Annotated in this window: 15 protein-coding genes and 1 pseudogene; 9 read left to right on the forward strand and 7 right to left on the reverse strand. The window is 66.8% G+C overall.

The annotated features are described in order from the left end of the window. The first annotated feature begins 4 nt into the window (after nt 1-4). From AC3FKH_RS03775 to AC3FKH_RS03800, 6 genes are all read left to right on the forward strand, one after another. Nucleotides 5-1,033 (forward strand): DUF58 domain-containing protein, encoded by a 1,029-nt coding sequence (locus AC3FKH_RS03775; RefSeq protein ID WP_488673061.1) that lies wholly within the window; start codon nt 5-7, stop codon nt 1,031-1,033. Continuing rightward, nucleotides 1,030-1,575 carry a DUF4381 domain-containing protein gene (locus AC3FKH_RS03780; RefSeq protein WP_488673063.1) on the forward strand — a complete coding sequence of 182 codons (546 nt, stop codon included), beginning with the start codon at nt 1,030-1,032 and terminating at the stop codon, nt 1,573-1,575. Before AC3FKH_RS03775 ends, AC3FKH_RS03780 begins: the two co-directional genes overlap by 4 nt. After that, nucleotides 1,562-2,584 carry a vWA domain-containing protein gene (locus AC3FKH_RS03785; protein WP_488673065.1) on the forward strand — a complete coding sequence of 341 codons (1,023 nt, stop codon included), beginning with the start codon at nt 1,562-1,564 and terminating at the stop codon, nt 2,582-2,584. The genes AC3FKH_RS03780 and AC3FKH_RS03785 overlap by 14 nt, the downstream gene beginning before the upstream one ends. Next, nucleotides 2,584-4,218 carry a vWA domain-containing protein gene (locus AC3FKH_RS03790; protein ID WP_488673832.1) on the forward strand — a complete coding sequence of 545 codons (1,635 nt, stop codon included), beginning with the start codon at nt 2,584-2,586 and terminating at the stop codon, nt 4,216-4,218. Before AC3FKH_RS03785 ends, AC3FKH_RS03790 begins: the two co-directional genes overlap by 1 nt. Continuing rightward, nucleotides 4,215-5,570 (forward strand): BatD family protein, encoded by a 1,356-nt coding sequence (locus AC3FKH_RS03795; protein WP_488673067.1) that lies wholly within the window; start codon nt 4,215-4,217, stop codon nt 5,568-5,570. Before AC3FKH_RS03790 ends, AC3FKH_RS03795 begins: the two co-directional genes overlap by 4 nt. A 121-nt stretch (nt 5,571-5,691) precedes the next feature. Next, entirely contained in the window at nt 5,692-6,135 is a 444-nt protein-coding gene (locus AC3FKH_RS03800; RefSeq protein ID WP_483709310.1) for a thioesterase family protein, read from the forward strand. Between the two features lie 67 nt (nt 6,136-6,202). Here AC3FKH_RS03800 and AC3FKH_RS03805 read toward each other — a convergent pair whose 3' ends face one another. Continuing rightward, a complete protein-coding gene (locus AC3FKH_RS03805; protein WP_488673069.1) occupies nt 6,203-7,102 on the reverse strand; it encodes a recombination-associated protein RdgC in 900 nt (299 codons plus the stop codon). A 90-nt stretch (nt 7,103-7,192) separates the two neighbouring features. Continuing rightward, nucleotides 7,193-7,771, reverse strand: a complete 579-nt coding sequence (locus tag AC3FKH_RS03810) for a BPSL1445 family SYLF domain-containing lipoprotein (protein WP_488673071.1) — start codon at nt 7,769-7,771, stop codon at nt 7,193-7,195. Between the two features lie 169 nt (nt 7,772-7,940). On the opposite strand from AC3FKH_RS03810, the gene AC3FKH_RS03815 reads away from it, so the two are divergent. Then, a complete protein-coding gene (locus AC3FKH_RS03815) occupies nt 7,941-8,387 on the forward strand; it encodes a hypothetical protein (RefSeq protein WP_488673073.1) in 447 nt (148 codons plus the stop codon). A gap of 32 nt (nt 8,388-8,419) precedes the next feature. On the opposite strand, the gene AC3FKH_RS03820 is transcribed toward AC3FKH_RS03815, so the two are convergent. Together AC3FKH_RS03820 and AC3FKH_RS03825 are read right to left on the reverse strand one after the other, a co-directional pair. Next, entirely contained in the window at nt 8,420-9,253 is an 834-nt protein-coding gene (locus tag AC3FKH_RS03820) for an aldo/keto reductase (protein ID WP_488673075.1), read from the reverse strand. A gap of 218 nt (nt 9,254-9,471) precedes the next feature. Beyond that, nucleotides 9,472-9,864 (reverse strand): tautomerase family protein, encoded by a 393-nt coding sequence (locus AC3FKH_RS03825; protein ID WP_488673077.1) that lies wholly within the window; start codon nt 9,862-9,864, stop codon nt 9,472-9,474. A gap of 151 nt (nt 9,865-10,015) precedes the next feature. On the opposite strand from AC3FKH_RS03825, the gene AC3FKH_RS03830 reads away from it, so the two are divergent. Together AC3FKH_RS03830 and AC3FKH_RS03835 are read left to right on the forward strand one after the other, a co-directional pair. Beyond that, on the forward strand, nt 10,016-10,894 hold the full coding sequence (locus AC3FKH_RS03830; protein ID WP_488673079.1) for a LysR family transcriptional regulator: 879 nt from the start codon (nt 10,016-10,018) through the stop codon (nt 10,892-10,894). Nucleotides 10,895-11,051: 157 nt separating this feature from the next. Next, nucleotides 11,052-13,175 carry a TonB-dependent receptor gene (locus tag AC3FKH_RS03835; protein ID WP_488673081.1) on the forward strand — a complete coding sequence of 708 codons (2,124 nt, stop codon included), beginning with the start codon at nt 11,052-11,054 and terminating at the stop codon, nt 13,173-13,175. An 84-nt stretch (nt 13,176-13,259) separates the two neighbouring features. On the opposite strand, the gene AC3FKH_RS03840 is transcribed toward AC3FKH_RS03835, so the two are convergent. From AC3FKH_RS03840 to AC3FKH_RS03850, 3 genes and pseudogenes are all read right to left on the reverse strand, one after another. Next, a complete protein-coding gene (locus AC3FKH_RS03840; RefSeq protein WP_488673083.1) occupies nt 13,260-13,946 on the reverse strand; it encodes a Fe2+-dependent dioxygenase in 687 nt (228 codons plus the stop codon). Nucleotides 13,947-13,965: 19 nt separating this feature from the next. Continuing rightward, a complete protein-coding gene (locus AC3FKH_RS03845; RefSeq protein WP_488673085.1) occupies nt 13,966-16,221 on the reverse strand; it encodes a TonB-dependent receptor in 2,256 nt (751 codons plus the stop codon). Between the two features lie 355 nt (nt 16,222-16,576). Continuing rightward, nucleotides 16,577-17,576 (reverse strand): annotated as a pseudogene (locus AC3FKH_RS03850) (Bug family tripartite tricarboxylate transporter substrate binding protein). Nucleotides 17,577-17,620: the final 44 nt, after the last annotated feature.

Consider the following 17,620-nt stretch of genomic DNA (forward strand, 5'->3'; position numbering starts at 1 on the left):
CGCCATGCGTTCCCATCTTGCCTCGCTTGGCCGTTCGCCGCTGCCTGCCGGCGAAGGGCCTGCCTCGCGCGTGCAGCCGGGCGTCAGCGTGGACGCCGCGGCGCTGGCGGCGCTTGAACTCGCCGCGCGCGATTTCCATTTCCTGCCGCGCCAGCCGGTGCACAGCGTGCTGGCGGGCCGGCATGCGTCCCGCGTGCGCGGGCGCGGGCTGACGTTCGAGGAAGTGCGCGGTTACCTGCCCGGCGACGATATCCGCAGCATGGACTGGCGTGTCACGGCGCGCACCGGCAAGCCGCATGTCCGCGTGTACAGCGAGGAGAAAGACCGTCCGGTGCTGCTGCTGGTGGACCAGCGTATCAACATGTTCTTCGGCAGCCGCCGCGCGATGAAGTCCGTGGCCGCGGCCGAGGCTGCGGCGCTGGCCGCGTGGCGCGTGCTGTCGGAAGGCGACCGTGTCGGCGGGCTGGTGTTCGGCGACAGCGCATGCACCGAGCTTGCGCCGCGCCGAAGCCGCCAGGCCGTGGAGCACCTGCTTGGCGAGATCGCGCGCCAGAACCAGTCGCTGCGCGCCGATGCGCCCGCGCTGCGTGGCGCGGGTCAGCTCAATGCCGCGTTGGAGCGGGCCTCGCGGCTCGCACGGCATGACCACCTCGTCATCGTCATCAGCGACTTCGACGGGCACGATGCGGCCACGCGCGACCTGATGCTGTCGATGTGCGCGCGCAACGACCTGCTCACGATGCTGGTCTACGACCCGTTCCTGCTCGAACTGCCTGACTCCGGCCAGCTTGTCGTCAGCGACGGCGAGCTCCAGGTCGAGCTGGGCTTTGGCCACGCTGCGACGCGCAAGGGCATCGCCGACTTCGTCGATGCGCAGAGCCGCGATCTGCTGGCCTGGCATCGCGCCATTGGCGTGCCACTGCTGCCGCTGTCAGCCGCGGAGGAAACGCCGCAGCAGTTGCGCCGCCTGCTCGGGCAAGCGCTGTCGCAAGGCCATGGCACGCTGCGCGCACGGCAGGGAGCGCGGCCGTGAGTGACCTGGTACACAGCACGGCCGCACCCGACAGCGCGACGATTGCCGGCGATCTCCTGCATCTGGCCGAAGTGGTCGTGCCGCCGCCGCCATCGTGGCGGCCGCAGACCATCGGTTGGCCGGTGGCGGGCGCGATCGTGCTGGCGTTGCTGTCGGTCGCGGCGTGGCGCTGGTGGCGCCGCTACCGCGCCAACCGCTACCGTCGCGAGGCACTGGCCGAACTGGAGCAATTGCGTGCCGGCATGACCGCGTCGCCGCAGGCGCGCGCGCACGCACTGGCCGCCATGGCGGAACTGCTCAAGCGCACCGCGCTGGCGGCGTGGCCGCGCGCCCAGGTGGCCAGCATGGCCGGCGCGGAGTGGGCGAAATTCCTGCAGGCCAATGCGGGCAAGGCCGGCACCGCGGTGCCGGTGCTCTCGGCGCTGGTCAACGACGCGCAGTACCGCGATGCCGCGGCGCTCGCGCAATGGCCCGACACCCAGGTAGCGGCCACTGCCGCAGCTTGCCGGCAATGGATTGCGGGCCACCATGTACCAGTTTGAATATCCGTGGCTCTTCGTGCTGCTGCCGCTGCCCTTGCTGCTGTGGTGGCTGCTGCCGGCGTATCGCGAGGAAAGCCCGTCGGTGCGCCTGCCGTTCTTTGGCGAGGTGGCCAGCGCGGCGGGGTTGAAGCCGGCGCCCGGCGCGGTCGTGCCGCGCAGCAACTGGCTGCAGCGCATCCTGGCGCCGCTCGCGTGGGCGCTGCTGGTGACGGCGCTGGCGCGGCCGCAGTTCCTGGAGGCGCCGATCGAGAAGGTGCAGCCCGCGCGCGACCTGTTGCTGGCGCTGGACCTGTCGCAGTCGATGGACACGCGCGACTTCCGCGACCCGGCCGGCGCGCTGATCCCGCGCGTCCAGGCGGTGCGCGAGGTGGTCAGCAGCTTCGTGGCGCGCCGCCCCGGCGACCGCATCGGCCTGCTCGTGTTCGGCGATGCCCCGTACCCGCTGGCGCCGTTCACGCTGGACCACACGCTGGTGCAGACCATGATCAAGGACCTGCTGCCGGGCATGGCGGGCCCCAGTACGGCGCTCGGCGATGGCATCGGCCTGGGCATCAAGATGTTCGACCAGAGCCAGACACCCGAGAAGGTGCTGATCGTGCTGACCGACGGCAACGACACCGCCAGCAAGATGCCCCCCGAACGCGCCGCGGAAATCGCGAAGCAGCGGCATGTGATCGTGCATACGATCGGCATCGGCGATCCGTCGGCCGAGGGCGAGCAGCGCGTCGATCTCGGCGTGCTGCAGCGCATCGCCGCATCGACGGGCGGACGCTACTTCTTCGGTGCCGACCAGACGGGACTCGAAAGCATCTATGCGACGCTGGATCGCATCACGCCGCACAACCACAAGACGCTGTCGTGGCGGCCGCGCCGCGAGTTGTTCATGTGGCCGCTCGGCGCCGCGGTGGGCGTAGTGCTGGTGTACCAACTCATCATGGCGCTGTGGTCGGCGTGGCTGTCGCGTCCGCGCAGTGGTGGCGTGCAGCAGCCAGCGGCGGAGGAAGCGTGATGCACGCGCTGGCGCACTTCCACTTCCTGCGCCCTTGGTGGCTGCTGGTGCTGATCCCCGCGGTGCTGCTGGTCTGGGCCCTGCGCCGGCGCGGCGATGTACGGCGCCGCTGGCGCGACGCCATCGCCCCGCACCTGCTCGACGCCTTGATGGTGGGCGAGCGCCGCCGGCTGGCCATTCGCCCCGTGCACCTGACCGCGCTGCTGCTTGCGCTCGGCGCCATCGCGCTGGCCGGGCCCAGCTGGGAGCGCGAGCGTCCGCCGTTCCTCGACGACAAGGCGCCGCTGGCGATTGCCGTCGACCTGTCGCCGACCATGGACGCCATCGACGTGAGTCCCACGCGGCTCGAACGCGCGAAGCTCAAGGTCAAGGCGCTGCTGGCGCGCCGCGACGGCGGGCGGACCGCGTTCTGGGCCTATGCCGGCTCCACGCACCTGGTGCTGCCGCTGACCGACGACGCCACGCTGCTGCAGACCTTCGTCGATGCGCTGCAGACCCGCATCATGCCCGCGCCCGGCAGGGACACCGCGCTCGCGCTGCGCACCCTCGATGCCGCGCTCAGGCACGAAGAGGTGCCCGGCACCATCCTGTTCCTGACCGATGGCGTGGAGACCGCCGCCGTGCGCGCGTTCAAGGCGCAGGTCAGCAGCGGGCGCAGCCAGCCGGTGGTACTGGCGATCGGCACCGAACGCGGCGGCCCGCTGCGCAGCGGCACCGAAGGCTTTGTCGAGAAGGACGGCGTGCGCGTGTTTGCGCGCATGGACATGGCCGCGCTCAAGCGCTTTGGCGACGACACCGGCGTGCCGGTCGCCACGTTCACGCCCGACAGCGACGATGACGTCGCCTGGGTGCAGCGCCACGTGCAATCGCACCTGGCGCAAAAGCAGTCGGTCGACAACACGCGCTGGAAGGATGAGGGCTGGTGGCTGACGATCCCGATCGCACTGCTTGGCGTGTTGTGGTTCCGCAAGGGCTGGACCGTGCGCTGGATCACCGGCGTGCTGCTTGCCGCGATGCTGGCCGCGCCGCCGCAGGAATCTTGCGCGCAGGCATCGGCACCCGATGCCGACGCGCCGCGCGCACGGCGCTTTGTCGACCTGTGGCTTACGCACGACCAGCAGGGCCGCCGCGCGTTCGAGCGTGGCGACTTTGCCGGCGCCGCGGCGCTGTTCGACGACCCGATGTGGCGCGGCGTGGCGCAGTACCGCGCGGGGCAATACGCGCAGGCGGTGCAGAGCTTCGCGCTGATCGATTCGCCCGAGAGCGACTTCAACCAGGGCGATGCGCTGGCGCGGATGGGCAAGTACAAGGACGCGGCGGCGCGCTACCGGCAGGCCCTGAAGCACCGCCCGCAATGGCCCGCGGCCACGGCCAACCTGGCGCTCATGGAAAAACTGGCGGCCAGGGCGGACAAGCCAAAGGAGGGCGAGGAGCCGCCCGACATCAAGCCCGACGAAGTCAAGTACGACAGCGATTCCAAGCCGCCTGAGGGGGAGGGCAAGAAGCGCGAGCTGGGCGCGGTGGAAAGCGCCGAGACGTGGATGCGCGCAATCCAGACCACGCCGACGGAACTGCTGCAACGCAAGTTCGCGCTGCAGAGCCAGGCACAGCCCGGCGCCGGAGCCAAGCCATGACGCGCACGGTTCGGGGTCTCGGCATCTGGTTCATGGGGCTGATGATGTGGCTGTCGAGCGCGCTCGCGCTGGCGGCCGATCCTCTCGTGCGGGTTAACGTCGCGGCGCAGCAACCCATACTGCCGGGCCAGCAGATCGGCATCGATGTGACCATACTGGCGCCCAACTTCTTCCTGTCGGCGCCCGTCTTCCCGACGCTGCAGGTGCCCGGCGCCATCATCACCATGCCCGATGATCGCGGCCAGAACACGGTGGAGACCATTAACGGCGCGAGCTACGCCGGCATCCGCAAGACCTATCTGTTTGCCGCGGAGCAGGGCGGCGATTTCCAGTTGCCGCAGGTTTCCATCGCCTTCACCTATTCCGGTGATGACGGCAAGCCGCGCCAGGGCAGCGTGACGCTGCCGCCCACCACGATCCGCGCCGCGGGCGCTGCCGGCGCGCCGGCCGGTGCCACGCTGCCGGTGGCGCGCCTGAACGTCACGCAGCGCTTCGACCGCCCGGTCAGCGGTCCGCAGGCGCAGTTCCATGCCGGCGACGCGCTGGTGCGCACCATCACCACGTTCGCGCCGCGGACGCAGGCGATGATGATCCGGCCGCCGAAGATCGAGGCGCCGTCCGGCGTGCGCGTGTTCGCGGGCGATCCGCAACTGAGCGATGCCGCGCACGATAGCGCCGGCAATACGGGCGGCAGCCGCACGGACCGCATCACCTACGTGTTCGAGCAATCGGGCACCTATACGCTGCCGGCGATCCAGGTGGAATGGTTCGATCCGGTCACGCGCAAGCCCGGCGAATCGGAAGCGCCCGAGGTGAAGGTGGACGTGGCCTCGGCGCCGGGGCTGGCAGGGCTGTCGCCGACCGGCCCCCACGCTGCCCCGTTGCCCGGAGAGGGCGGCTCCGCATGGCGCCTGTGGCTGTGGGCGGCAGGCGGCGCGCTGGTTCTGCTGCTCGCGTGGGGGCTGTTGCATGGGTTGCGGCCGCACGTGGCGCGTCTGCGCCGGGTTCTCGCGGCACGGCGCACCGCAAGGGCTACCGGAAGCGAGGCGCGGCTCGCGGCGCTGCTGCGGGCCTGCCGCGCGAACGACGCGCCGGCGGCCTGTCGCGCGCTGGGTGTGTGGTCGCGCACCGCATGGGGCAAGGCGCCGGCGGACTGGGTGGCCGGCACTGGCGACGCGGCGTTGGCCGCCGCCGTCGATGCGCTCGAACGGCGGCTGTTCGGCGCCGTTGCCAGCGCCGGGCCGTGGAACGGCAATGAACTGGCGGCGCTGTTGTCGAAATACGCCGCCCCACATCGGTCTGTCCCGCTGCACCGGGCTTCGCCGGCAGCGCTGCCGCCGCTCAACCCCTGAGGCCTGCTGGCCGAACCGCCGGGATCGACTATGATGGGCGCCTCGCCGCCAGCCTGCCCGGGATCGACGACCCTCTGGTGCGTCTGGCGGCGGCTTTCCGTCCACTCTGCCCGATGCCGCCATGGCCCGTCTTCAACTCGACCTCCCCGACGACCAGTTCTGCTATTCGACGCACATGACCGTGCGCGTCACCGAGATCAATTCGGCCAACCACCTGGCCAACGATGCGATGATCTCGATGATCTCCGAGGCGCGCGCCCGCTTTCTCTATGAGTTTGGCAGCGAGGGCGACAGGGTGGAGGGTCTCGGCATCATCGTCACGGACCTGGCCACGATGTACCGCAATGAGGCGCATGCGCGCGACCAACTGCTGTTCGAGGTCGGCGTGATGGATTTCAACAAGTATGGCGGCGACATCATCTTCCGCATCACGCGCCCGCAGGACGGCGCGCTGATCGCCATGGCCAAGTCCGGTTTTGTGTTCTTCGACTATCAGCAGAAGAAGGTGATGCCGATGCCGGCCGGTTTTGCCGGGCGCTTCCCCAAGGTCAACTGGGTCGGCTGAGGCGGCATAAAAAACAACGGCCGCGCAAGGCGGCCGTGGCAGGTTTTCAGGTCGTGCGGCGCTGGCCTCAGACCTTGCGTTCGCCGCCGAGCGCCTCGGTCAGGTCGCCCAGCATGCCGGCCAGTTCTCCGGCCATCATCGTGAAATCGGCGTCGAAACGCTCGTCTTCGTCGTTGCCGGTGTTGTCGGCCTGTTCCTTGATGACGTCCAGCGGCGCCACGCGCTTGATCGCGAGCGAGTCGGTCAGCACGAACGACACGCGGTCGTTCCAGGTCATGGCCAGGCGCGTGCAGCGCTTGCCGCCGGAGATATGGCGGCGCAGGTCTTCGGCATCGAGCGGATGGCGCACGTAGCGCACCGTAGCCTTGCTTTCGGCGCCGGACTGGAGTTCGATCTCCTGGTCCACCGTGAAGCCGGCGGGCGCGACATCGGTGGCCAGCCAGTCGGTCATGGCCGCCACCGGCGACTGGTTCACGTGCAGGTTCGCGAGCGGCAGCGGGTCCAGTGCCTTGAACAGCATGCCGCGCACCTCGTCGGCCTTGGCCGCGCTGGCAGCGTCGATGGCCAGCCAGCCGTTGGCCGGGTCGATCCACACGCGCGTGTCGCGGCGGATGCTGAAGGCGCGCGGCAGCAGTTCTTCGGTGACCTGCTCCTTCAGTTCCTTCATTTGCTTGCGGCCGGGCTTGTAGCCCTGCTGCTCTTCGATCTCGACGGCGCGCGCCTTGGTGACCTGGTTGACCACGGTGGTGGGCAGCAGCTTTTTCTCGGTGCGCAGCGTCAGGAGCATCTGGCCGCCCACGGTGTGAACCAGCTGGCCGTTGTCGCGCGGCGAGGCCCAGCCCTGCGTTTGCATTTCAAGGCTGGTGCCGGGGAAAAAAGCGTGCTTGGCCAGGCTGGCTTCGACTTCGTCCGCGCGGGGCGACCATGGAGCGGAAAAACGGTGGAGCTGGAGGTTCTTGAACCACATGGGATGAATTCGGCCGGATGAAAGGGACGAATTCTAGCCGGTCGCCGCGATGCCGCCTGAAAAAGCGCGGCGGCATCGCGCGGTGGTGCGCTACAGATCGAGCCTGGTGATCTTGCTGCCTTCCAGGCTCAGCCCGGCCATCAGGCCGGCATTCGTCATGACGAAGCCGACGATCGGGGCCTGCGCGGTGTTGGTGTCCAGCACGCCGTTGGCGCCGATCGTGGCGAGCGCCACGGTGGCGTCCACGCCGGCGGTCCAGCCATTGCTGCGCACGAACTTGTCGTAGGCCTCGGGCGTCAGGAACATCAGCACGATCGACTTGGACTGTGCGCCGATCTGCCAGCCGACCGAGCCCGCGACCAGGCGATAGTAGCCGTGCGTGGCGCCGCCCGAGCGTAGCGCGCCGTCGCCATACTCGCCGCCGACGACGAAGCCCGCCGACAGCGTCTTCGGGAACACCAGGATGCCGCGCGCCTTGTTGGCAAGCTCGCGCGAGCCCTTGACGCTGCCGTACAACTTGCCCAATGTGGCATCCACGCCCGAATCCAGCTCGCGCCGCCGCGCGGCCTTGTCACTGGGCGCATCGGGACCCGTGGTGGTGCAGGCGGCCAACGACAGGCTGCCCAGCACGAGGCCGGCACCGGTTTGGAGGAATGAGCGGCGCTTCATAGGATCTCCTTCTGCTTGTTTGTGTTCTTTGAAGCATAGTGCCCGGCCGCTTGCGGACCAATGCTCGACTGGCTGCAACACGTTGAAGTCGTTTCCATTTGTTAATGTTGTGGCGTATGGTCGACTTTGCCCCTGCAAGGGTGCAGACGCTGCGGTACAGTCCCGACGCATGAAGACGATCCTCCATGCCCCCAAACTGTCCATCCTGATGCTTGCCGCGCTGCTCGGCGCCTGCGGCTCGCATCCGCCCGCGCCCGATGCGGGCGAGGCCGCCGGCGCCGCCAGCGCCGCCAGCGCGAGCACGGAAGCCAGCAACGGCTGGCAGGCGCTGCGCGCCCGCTACATGGATTGCGTGCAGCACCAGGCCGACGCAGGCGCGTCCGGCAAGGCGCAGACGAAGGACGTGGTGTCCTCCGCGCTGACGGCGTGCAACGGCGAACTGAAGGCCATGCACGATGCCTTCGGCACCTATCTCGGCAGCCAGATGTCGTCCTCGCACGGCAAGTCCGGTGCGCGCCAGGCGGCCGACCGGGTCACCACCGACACGCGCGAGAAGGCGCGCGCCTACCTGACGAAATACGTCGAGCGCGAGCGCTATATCGCGCGCACGCAGTAATCCGCGATAGCACCTCAAAAGGCCGGCTGCCGCTATAGCATTTCAAGCGGCGCGGGCCCGCTCGGCGGCGGGAACAGGCGGTCGAGTTCCCGCAATTGTTCCGGCGTGAGCGGGTGCTGCAAGGCGCCGAAATTCTCGGTCAGGCGGTCGCGGTGTCCGGTCTTGGGAATCGCGATGATGTCGTCGCGGGCCAGCAGCCACGCCAGCGCGACTTGTGCCGGCGTCATGCTGTTGGCCTGCGCGAAACGCACCAGCTTCGGATGCCGCGCGAGCCGTGCCTGCTCGATCGGCGAGTAGGCCATCGCCGGCACGCCGCGCGCTTGCATCCAGGGCAGCAGGTCCCATTCGATGCCGCGGCGGGTCAGGTTGTAGAGCAGCTGGTTGACCGCAACCTGGCCACCGCCCGGAACCGCCCACAATTCCTCCATGTCGGACAGGTCGAGGTTGCTCACGCCATAGTGGCGGATCTTGCCGTCGCGCTGCAAGTTCTGCAGCGCCTCAACGGTTTCCTCCAACGCGATGCCGCCGCGCCAGTGCAGCAGGTAGAGGTCGAGGCGGTCCGTGCCAAGCCGCCGCAGGCTGCGCTCGCACGCGGCCACGGTGCCGCGCCGGCTGGCGTTATGCGGGTAGACCTTGCTGACCAGGAAGACCTCGTCGCGCCGGCCGGCGATGGCTTCGCCGATCATCTCCTCGGACTCGCCCTCGCCGTACATCTCCGCGGTATCGATCAGGCTCAGACCCAGGTCCAGGCCCAGCCGCAGCGTGGCAATTTCCTCGGCACGCGCGGCGGGATGTTCGCCCATATTCCACGTTCCCATGCCAAGCGCGGGCACGCGCTCGCCATCGGGCAGGGTGACATGTTTCATGGTGGCTATTCCTTAAGGCGGGCGGTGCGTGGGACGGCACACGCTTGCGCTGGTTAACAAGCCATCAATCTACAAGAACATGAGCGGGGGATTAAGGGGGGAATAGTCGGGTCAGCCTGTACGTGGCGAGGGCGATGCACGGGCCCTGGGCTTGCTTCCCTCTCCCGCGCAGTGGGAGAGGGGAGCCAACCCACCGGCATCGCGGACGCCCGTTCGGTTCACCCATGCTGATGCCGATACTCCTGCGTCAGCCCGCCATACCCGTAAGCCGCAGCCCGCGCATCGATAACGTGGATATACGACACCGGATGCACGTTACCGATCAGCTCGGACAGGGTTTCGAAGATGGCCTTCAGGTACGCAGCCTTCTCCGCCTTGGTATTGGTTTCATCGGTCACGCTGATATCGAGATGGAAGGCATTGCGCCCGGTTCCGGACAGCGGCTCGCCGCCAATGATCCACTGCTCGCGCGGCACGTACTGGACCGCAATGGCAATGACATCGGGCTTCTTGCCGAGCACGCGCTGCGTGAGTTCGGACACCGCGGCGGCGCTGCGGCGGGTGAGGGCTGCGTCGGGCTGGCCGGAGATCTGCAGGTTGATGTGGGGCATGTCTGGCTCCTTGATGATTGCGTTGGCAAGGTCATGGTAGGTGGCGGTGTAATATCGGAAAAGCGGGAAGTTCCGATATGAACCATCGGATTCTCCGAATCAACGAATCACCGAATCATCAGGAATCAGGAATCAGGAATCAGGAGTCGCCATGCGCGGATTCGACACCGATCAGTTGCGTACCTTCGTCACGGTGGCCGACAGCGGCAGCCTGTCCGCGGCCGCGCCCCGGCTATTCCTGTCGCAGTCATCCGTCAGCGAGCAACTGCGCAAGCTCGAAGAGCGCGCCGGCGTGCCACTGCTTACGCGCGGCCGCAAGGGCGCGGCGCCGACGCCTGCCGGGACGCGTCTGCTGGAGCATGCGCGGCGCATCCTGGCGCTCAACGACATGGCGCTGCAGGAGCTGCGCGGCCGCGTGCTGGAAGGGGAGTTGCGGCTAGCGGTGACGGACTACTTCCGGCCCGCCGAGATCGCCGGCATGCTGCGCCGCTTGCGCGAGCGCCATCCGCTGCTGCGCCTGCACGTCACGGTGATGAAGAGCGCCGTGATCGACGCCACGGCGGACATGGACGCGTTCGATATCGGCCTGAGCATGCGTATCGTCGGCACGCGCGGCCACGCGGCCGCACGGCGCGGGACACTGTTGCGGCGCGAGTCGCTGTCATGGGTCACGGCGCAGGGCGAGGCGGGCAACCTGACGCCGATGCTGCCGCTCGTGCTCCTGCCCGACTCGTGCTCGCTGCACCAGTTCGTGGTGAAGCTGCTCGTGCGCAAGCATCGGTCCTTCGAGATCGCGCATTCGGCCTCGGGCGTGGCCGGATTGCACCTGGCGCTGGCCGCGGGGCTCGGCCTGTCCTGCCTCAATGCCTCGGCCATCGGCCCGGGCGTGGCGCCGCTGGATGCCGCCAGCCAACGCAGGCTCGGCCTGCCGGCCCTGCCGGAAGCGGAGTTTTTCCTGTTGCCGCCCAGGCGCGGCGAACCGGATTTCATCGCGGCGGCGCGCAATGCGCTTGCGGAACAGTTCGGGTGAGCGTCGCTCGCTCAGGCGGCTCCCGAAAAATAGGGCGTAGCGCCTCCCTTTCCCGCAAAGCGAAAGCGGATATTTATCCGCAAATTTGACCAAAGGCTCCCCGGTAAATGATAATGCGTCGCATTTTATCGATTGCATTACAAAAAATTACAGGGAAATGAGCCTTAAACTGCATCCGGTACACCGCGCCGTCCTGACGGTATTCGCTTTCCAGCCCATGCTGGCCGGCATCGTCCACGCTCAGGAGGCCGGGGCTGTCGCGACGCCTCAGCAGAGCCTTCCAGAGGTCACGGTGAGGGCCGATGCCAGCCAGGACCTGGGCAGTGGCTATAACCCGTCCAGGACGGTCAGCGCGACCAAGACCGAGGCACCGCTGCGCGACGTTCCGCAGACCGTCAACGTGGTCACGGCCGACGTCATGCGCGACCAGCATGCCACCTCGATGCAGGATGCCCTGAAGAACGTGCCGGGGGTGTCGTTTTCCACCGGCGACGGCCAGCGCGACCAGGTGTCGATCCGCGGCTTCACCGCGATTGCCGACCAGTTCGTCGATGGCATCCGCGACGACGCGCTGTATTTCCGCGACCTGTCCAACGTCGACCGCGTCGAAGTCATCAAGGGGCCGGCAGCCGTGCTCTATGGCCGCGGCTCGTCAGGCGGGCTGATCAACCGCGTGACCAAGAAGCCGGGCATCGACGTGACCGACTTCGCGCTGAGCTACGGCATGTGGGCCGACCGCCGCGCCGAGGCCGATGTCGGCCGCGTGTTCGCCGATGGCGCCGCCGCGTTCCGCGTGACGGGCGCCGTGGAGAAGGCCAACAGCTACCGCTCGCAGCAATTCCTCGATCGCAAGGCGATCGCGCCGTCGCTCGAACTGCGGATCGCGCCCGAGACCACCGTGCTGCTGCAGGCCGACTATCTTGAGGACCGCCGCGTGACGGACTTCGGCATTCCGGCCTACAAGGGCCGTCCGGTCGACGTGCCGGCCTCGCGCTACTACGGCGCGGCCAATGCGCGCGATGCCGATTACTCGCAGTCGCGCGTGTACTCGGGCACGGCCACGATCAACCATCGCTTCAACGACAACTGGTCGATCCGCAATGCCACGCGCTACTACCACTATTCGCTTGACCGCAACAACACGCTGACCAATGCGGTCAACGAGGCGGCGCAGACGTTCACGATGAACCACGGCAATGTCGGCCGCGAGGAGCATGGCTGGTTCAACCAGACCGACCTGACGCAGAAGGCCAGCTTCTTCGGCATGCAGCACGAGTTGCTGTACGGCATGGAGATCGGCCAGCAGAACAAGAACCAGGTCAACAACACCAAGCCCGTGCCGGGTAGCTTCAACCTGTTCAATCCGGTGCTGCCAACGCTGGCGCGCGTGAACCCGGGCACGCCGGGCACCGACAACCTTGGCGTGTTCAATACCCTGGGGTTCTATACGCAGGACATGGTGACCCTCAGCGAACAGTGGAAGGCACTGGTGGGCCTGCGTTTCGACCGCTTTGAACAGGAGACGCGCCAGAACCTGGCCGGCCAGCCGAACCTGTCGCGCACCGACAATGCGTGGAGTCCGCGCGCGGGCCTGGTCTGGCAACCGACGAAGGCGCAGTCCTATTACGTGTCCTGGAGCAAGTCGTTCCAGCCGTCGGGAGAGGCTTTTGCGCTCGCCGCCAACAACACGCAGCTTGCGCCCGAGACGACCAACAACACCGAAGTCGGGGCCAAGTATGACTTCCTGGACGGCAAGGCCAGCGCCACGGTGTCGGTGTTCCGGCTGGAACGCACTAATATCAAGGTGGCCAATGCCACCAACACGGCGCTGATCCCGATCGGCGAGCAGCGCACCGACGGCGTGGAACTGTCGGGGGCGGCAGAGCTGGGTAACGGCTGGCGCTTCCTGGCTGGCTACGCCTACCTGGACACCGAAGTGACCAAGTCGACGGCGGCGTTCCAGGGCAAGAGCGCGACAATCACGCCGAAGCATTCGGGCAACGTCTGGCTGACCAAGAGCCTGGGCTATGGCTTTGGCGTCGGCGCCGGCCTCAACATGGTGGGTGCGCGCTACGCCGACCCCGCCAATACCGTGACGCTGCCTGGCTATGTCACGGCCGACATGATGGCCTGGTATCGCCGTGGCGCCTTCGAGGCCCAGCTGAATCTGTACAACCTGTTCGACAAGAGCTACATCGTCTCGGCGCACGGCACCAACCCGAACTTGAACATGCCGGGCGCGCCTCGCAGCGTCATGGCGACCTTGCGCTACCGGATGTAAGCCGGTACGACATCGGCAGCCAGCAAAAAGGCCGGGCGGTTACTCACCGCCCGGCCTTTTTGCACTGTCTCCGCATGGACCGCCTCAGGTCTCGCTCCACTGTCTCAGCAGGTTGTGATAACACCCCACCAGCGTCCGGCGCGCCTCTTCATCGGCGCCGGTCTGGTTCAACCGCTGGATCGCGTTATCCATGTCGAACAGCAGCGCGCGCTGGGTGTCGTCGCGCACCAGGCTCTGGATCCAGAAGAAGCTGGCCACGCGCGTGCCGCGCGTGATCGGCGTGACCTGGTGCAGGCTGGTGGCCGGATAGACCACCATGTCGCCGGCTTCAAGCTTGACTGCGTGCATGCCGTAGGTGTCCTGCACCTGCAGCTCGCCGCCGTCATAGCTGTCGCGCGGCGACAGGAACAGCGTGGCCGAGATGTCGGTGCGCAGCTTGCGCCCGTCATGCGGATGAATGCGTACGCTGCCGTCCACATGGGCGCCGAACGTCATGCCCTGGCTGTAGCGGTTGAACATCGGCGGGTAGACGAGATTGGGCAGCGCCGCGCTGATGAAGCGCGGATTGCGCTCGAGCATGCCAAGGACCAGTCGCTGGCATTCCAGCGCCACGTCGGAGCGTTCGTCGATCTGCTGGTTGAACTTGACCGGCGCGCCCGAGTAGCCGGCTGTCACGCGGCCGTCGATCCAGGCTTCGCCCGCCTGTTCCAGCCGCTCGCGCACCGCGCCGACCTGTTCGGCGTTGAGGACCTGGGGGATGACAACCAGCATGGCGGCTTTCCTTACACGCTTACATGCGATAGGTGAACGACAGCATGGCGGTGCGGCCGGTGCCCGGCACCGAGCGTCCGCCATCGGACTGGATCAGCGCATCGTAATACTTCTTGTCGAAGATGTTGAACAGGTTCAGCCGCACATCGTACTTCGGCTGGTGGTAGGCCACCATGCCATCCCAGCGCACGAAGCTGCCCACCTGCACGGTGTTGGTGTTGTTGGCAAAGCGCTCCGACATATAGAAGGCGCCGCCGCCGATCTCCCAGTTGGGCAGGACGGAGTAGCTGGTCCAGGCCGTGGCGGTGTGCTTCGGCGTGTTCGTGGGCACCTTGCCGGTGGTGTTGGCGCCGATACCGTTGATGATCTCGCCGTCCAGGTAGGTATAGCCGGCAAATACCTGCCACTTGTTGGTGATATGGCCCGTCGCGCCGGCGCGGAAGCCCTTCACGCGGATCTTGCCGGACAGCGCGTAGGTGGTGGCGTCGATCTGGCTGCGGGCGTTGTCCTTGGTGATCTGGAACAGCGCCGAGGTCAGCGACAGGTCGCCGCCCATCAGGTCCCACTTGCCGCCGACTTCATAGGACTTGTTCTTCTCCGGGTCCAGGCTCTGCTGGCCGACGGTGCCGACCAGCTGCTCCAGCGACGGGTTGAACGACGTGCCATACGACACATAGTAGGACTGGGCTTCGGTCGGCTGCCAGATACCGCCCAGGCGCACGCTCGTGAAGTTGACGGTCTGGTCGGCGTTGGCCAGCGCAGTGCTGAAGAAGGGGGCACCGGCGGAATTGGACGAGTTGATGGAGTTGCTGACGCTGGCGATGTAGCGGTCATAGCGCACGCCGGCCACGGCCTTCCATTGCTTGCTGAACTCGATCGAATCGTTGAGGTAGGCGGCAATCGTATTTGCCGAGCCGCCTTGCAGGTTGCCGGTGCTGGTCGCCACGTTGGCGGGCGAGGCCGTGTAGGTCGGGTTGACCAGCGGTTCGCAGGCAACATAACCGACCGTCGCGGCGGTCGTGCCGCTGACCAGCGGCTGCCCGTTGCAGCTGCCGTTGCGGTAGTAGTTCTGGTTGTTGTAGCCGTCGTGGCCGATCTCGGCGCCCACCAGCATGGTGTGCTTGACCGAGCCGGTGTCGAAGTTGGCCGTCAGTTCGGTCTGGTTGAAGATCGAATAGTCGCGGATCTTGCGGTCGTGGCTCTGCAGGCGCACGAAGAGTTGATCCAGCGGCAGGGTGCTGGTGGTGAGCGGCGTGAAGCCGCGCGCACTGACCGAGCCGACCGTGTTGGGCGCGGTTTCGCGGGCGTCGGTTTCGACATAGTTGAACTGCGTCTGGTTGCGCAGGCGCAGGTTGGGCGAGAACTTGTGCGTGATGCCCGCGCTCAGCGCCGCGATGTCCTGGTTGGTGCGGTCGTCGGTGAAGCCGTAGAAGGTATTGCGGTCGACATTGGTCGGATGGCCGTTCAGGTTCGAGAAGCCATAGTCCGGCATGTCGTGATTGTGCTGCAGCAGGGCCGACAGGGTGATTTCCGTCGGCGTGCCGATGCCGAACCGCCACGACGGCGCAATGCCGAAGTCCTGCACCGTCATCTCGTCGCGGGTGCTGGTCCGGCCGTCCTGCGCCATCGCCGAGATGCGGAAGGCCGAGGTGTCGCCCGTGGGCGTGTTGTAGTCGGCCGTGGCGCGCACCAGGCCATTGGTGGTGACCGAGCCTGTCACTTCGGTCGCCGCATTCATCTGCGGCTTCTTGCTGACCTGGTTGATCACGCCGCCAGTCGATCCGCGCCCGAACAGCATCGACGACGGCCCCATCAGCACTTCGACGGAATCGAGCGCAAAGGTGTCGCGGTAGTACTGGCCGCGATCGCGGAAGCCATCCAGGTAGATGTCCGTGCGGGCGGAGAAGCCGTTCAGGTTGATGTTGTTGCCGATCTGCCCGCCTTCGGCGCCGCCGATGGTGATGCCCGGCACATTGCGCAGCGCTTCGGCCAGCGAACTCACGCCCTGGGATTCCATCAGCGCCTTGTTCACCACCGTGACCGATTGCGGCACGTCGCGCAGGTCTTCCGGCAGCTTGCTGAGCGAGCTGCGGCCCGCGTTGAAATCGTCGCGCGAGGCCGCGCCCTGAACGACCACCTCCTGCAGCGTGGTGGCGGGCACCGCGGACTGCTGCACGGGAGCTGCGGGCGCCTGCTGGGCAAGCGATGCTGCGGGCGCGGCAAACAGCGCGATCAGCGCGGTGGCGATGGGGGTACGTTGGGAGCGGCGATTCATGGCGTGTGTCTTTTGTTCGCCCGGGCGTGGATCCGGCCGGCGCCGCCGCCAGCGCGAATGCGCGAGGATCGACGATGCGGTCATGAGGGCGATGATTTTGGCTCGGCGAATATAAATGCGAATGATTTGCGTTGCAATTGACGTTGCGGACATGACACAGACATTGATCTGGCCATATCAATGTCCTTAATAAAAAACAATAAATTCAAAATAGTGCGTTAAACGCCATAAACATTGGCGATACAACGCTAAAGAGGCGGAGAGGCGGTGCGCGGAAAAGAAAACGGCCCTTCGCCAGAAGGGCCGTCTCAATACATTGGGGAAAATGACCGGCAGGGCAGTTTAAAAATATTTCTCAGTCGGCGCTCATCTTGGCGTTCTTTGCAATCCGGCCCAGCCGTTCGCGTTCTGACTTGATGAACGCGACAAAGCTCTCCCGCGAGCCACCGGCCGGCTCGATGCCATTGGGCAGCAGGCGATCGCGCGTCTCCTGCGTCTGCATGGCCGCTGTCATTTCCGCATTGAGCTTCTTCAGGATGGCAGGGTCGGTGCCCTTGGGCGCGAAGATGCCGGCCCAGTGTCCGATGCGGACTTCGGGCATGCCCTGTTCCGCCGTGGTGGAGATGTTCGGCGCGGCGCTCATGCGCTTGTCCCAGGTTGCGCCGAGCGCCTTGAGCTTGCCCGCCTTGATCTGCGGCAGCACCACGACGCTGGCTTCGGACGTCGCCGCAACCTGGCCGCCAATCACCGCGCTGATGCTCTCCGAACCGCTCTTGTAGGGCACCGGCGTCAGCGACGCACCTTTCTCCTTGAGCATCTCTTCGACGAAGTGAGGCGTGCTGCCGCTGCCCGCCGTGGCGAAGTTCACGCCGCCGTTTTGCTTCTTCGAGTAGTCGATCAGCTCCTTGAGATTGTTTGCCGGCAGCGATGGCGATGCCACGATCACCGAAGGACTCACTGCGATCAGCGACACGGGGATGAGATCGTCCGCGGCGTACGGCATCTTCGTGCGGATCAGGCTGTTGGTCACGGTGCCGACCGCGCCGACAAGAAAGGTGTAGCCATCGGGTTTGCTCTTGGCCACAAAGTCGGCGCCGACCACGCCACCGGCCCCGGGACGGTTCTCGATCACGACGGTCTGGCCCAGGCGCTTGCCGACAGCGTCGGCCGCCGCACGCGCCACCAGGTCGTTGGCGCCGCCGGCCGTGAACGGCACCACGAACTTGATCAGGTGGTTGGGCCATGCATCGGCCGCGCGCGCTGGCTGGGGAAACGATGGCGATGGTGACCGCTGCGGCCGCAGCAAGAGAAGGCAAGGCAAGGGCCAGCGCGCGGCTGGCGGTGATCTGTCGCATGTTGTCTCCGGCTGGATGGGTTGGATGGATCTGCGGTGCCACAA

It is taken from the genome of Cupriavidus sp. 21MJTG02-4 (assembly GCF_057798975.1).

Coding starts and splice junctions, on each gene's coding strand:
- AC3FKH_RS03775 (WP_488673061.1), top strand. CDS start 5: ATGCGTTCCCATCTTGCCTCGCTTGGCCGTTCGCCGCTGCCTGCCGGC.
- AC3FKH_RS03785 (WP_488673065.1), top strand. CDS start 1,562: ATGTACCAGTTTGAATATCCGTGGCTCTTCGTGCTGCTGCCGCTGCCC.
- AC3FKH_RS03790 (WP_488673832.1), top strand. CDS start 2,584: ATGCACGCGCTGGCGCACTTCCACTTCCTGCGCCCTTGGTGGCTGCTG.
- AC3FKH_RS03795 (WP_488673067.1), top strand. CDS start 4,215: ATGACGCGCACGGTTCGGGGTCTCGGCATCTGGTTCATGGGGCTGATG.
- AC3FKH_RS03800 (WP_483709310.1), top strand. CDS start 5,692: ATGGCCCGTCTTCAACTCGACCTCCCCGACGACCAGTTCTGCTATTCG.
- AC3FKH_RS03805 (WP_488673069.1), bottom strand. CDS start 7,102: ATGTGGTTCAAGAACCTCCAGCTCCACCGTTTTTCCGCTCCATGGTCG.
- AC3FKH_RS03810 (WP_488673071.1), bottom strand. CDS start 7,771: ATGAAGCGCCGCTCATTCCTCCAAACCGGTGCCGGCCTCGTGCTGGGC.
- AC3FKH_RS03815 (WP_488673073.1), top strand. CDS start 7,941: ATGAAGACGATCCTCCATGCCCCCAAACTGTCCATCCTGATGCTTGCC.
- AC3FKH_RS03820 (WP_488673075.1), bottom strand. CDS start 9,253: ATGAAACATGTCACCCTGCCCGATGGCGAGCGCGTGCCCGCGCTTGGC.
- AC3FKH_RS03825 (WP_488673077.1), bottom strand. CDS start 9,864: ATGCCCCACATCAACCTGCAGATCTCCGGCCAGCCCGACGCAGCCCTC.
- AC3FKH_RS03830 (WP_488673079.1), top strand. CDS start 10,016: ATGCGCGGATTCGACACCGATCAGTTGCGTACCTTCGTCACGGTGGCC.
- AC3FKH_RS03835 (WP_488673081.1), top strand. CDS start 11,052: ATGAGCCTTAAACTGCATCCGGTACACCGCGCCGTCCTGACGGTATTC.
- AC3FKH_RS03840 (WP_488673083.1), bottom strand. CDS start 13,946: ATGCTGGTTGTCATCCCCCAGGTCCTCAACGCCGAACAGGTCGGCGCG.
- AC3FKH_RS03845 (WP_488673085.1), bottom strand. CDS start 16,221: ATGAATCGCCGCTCCCAACGTACCCCCATCGCCACCGCGCTGATCGCG.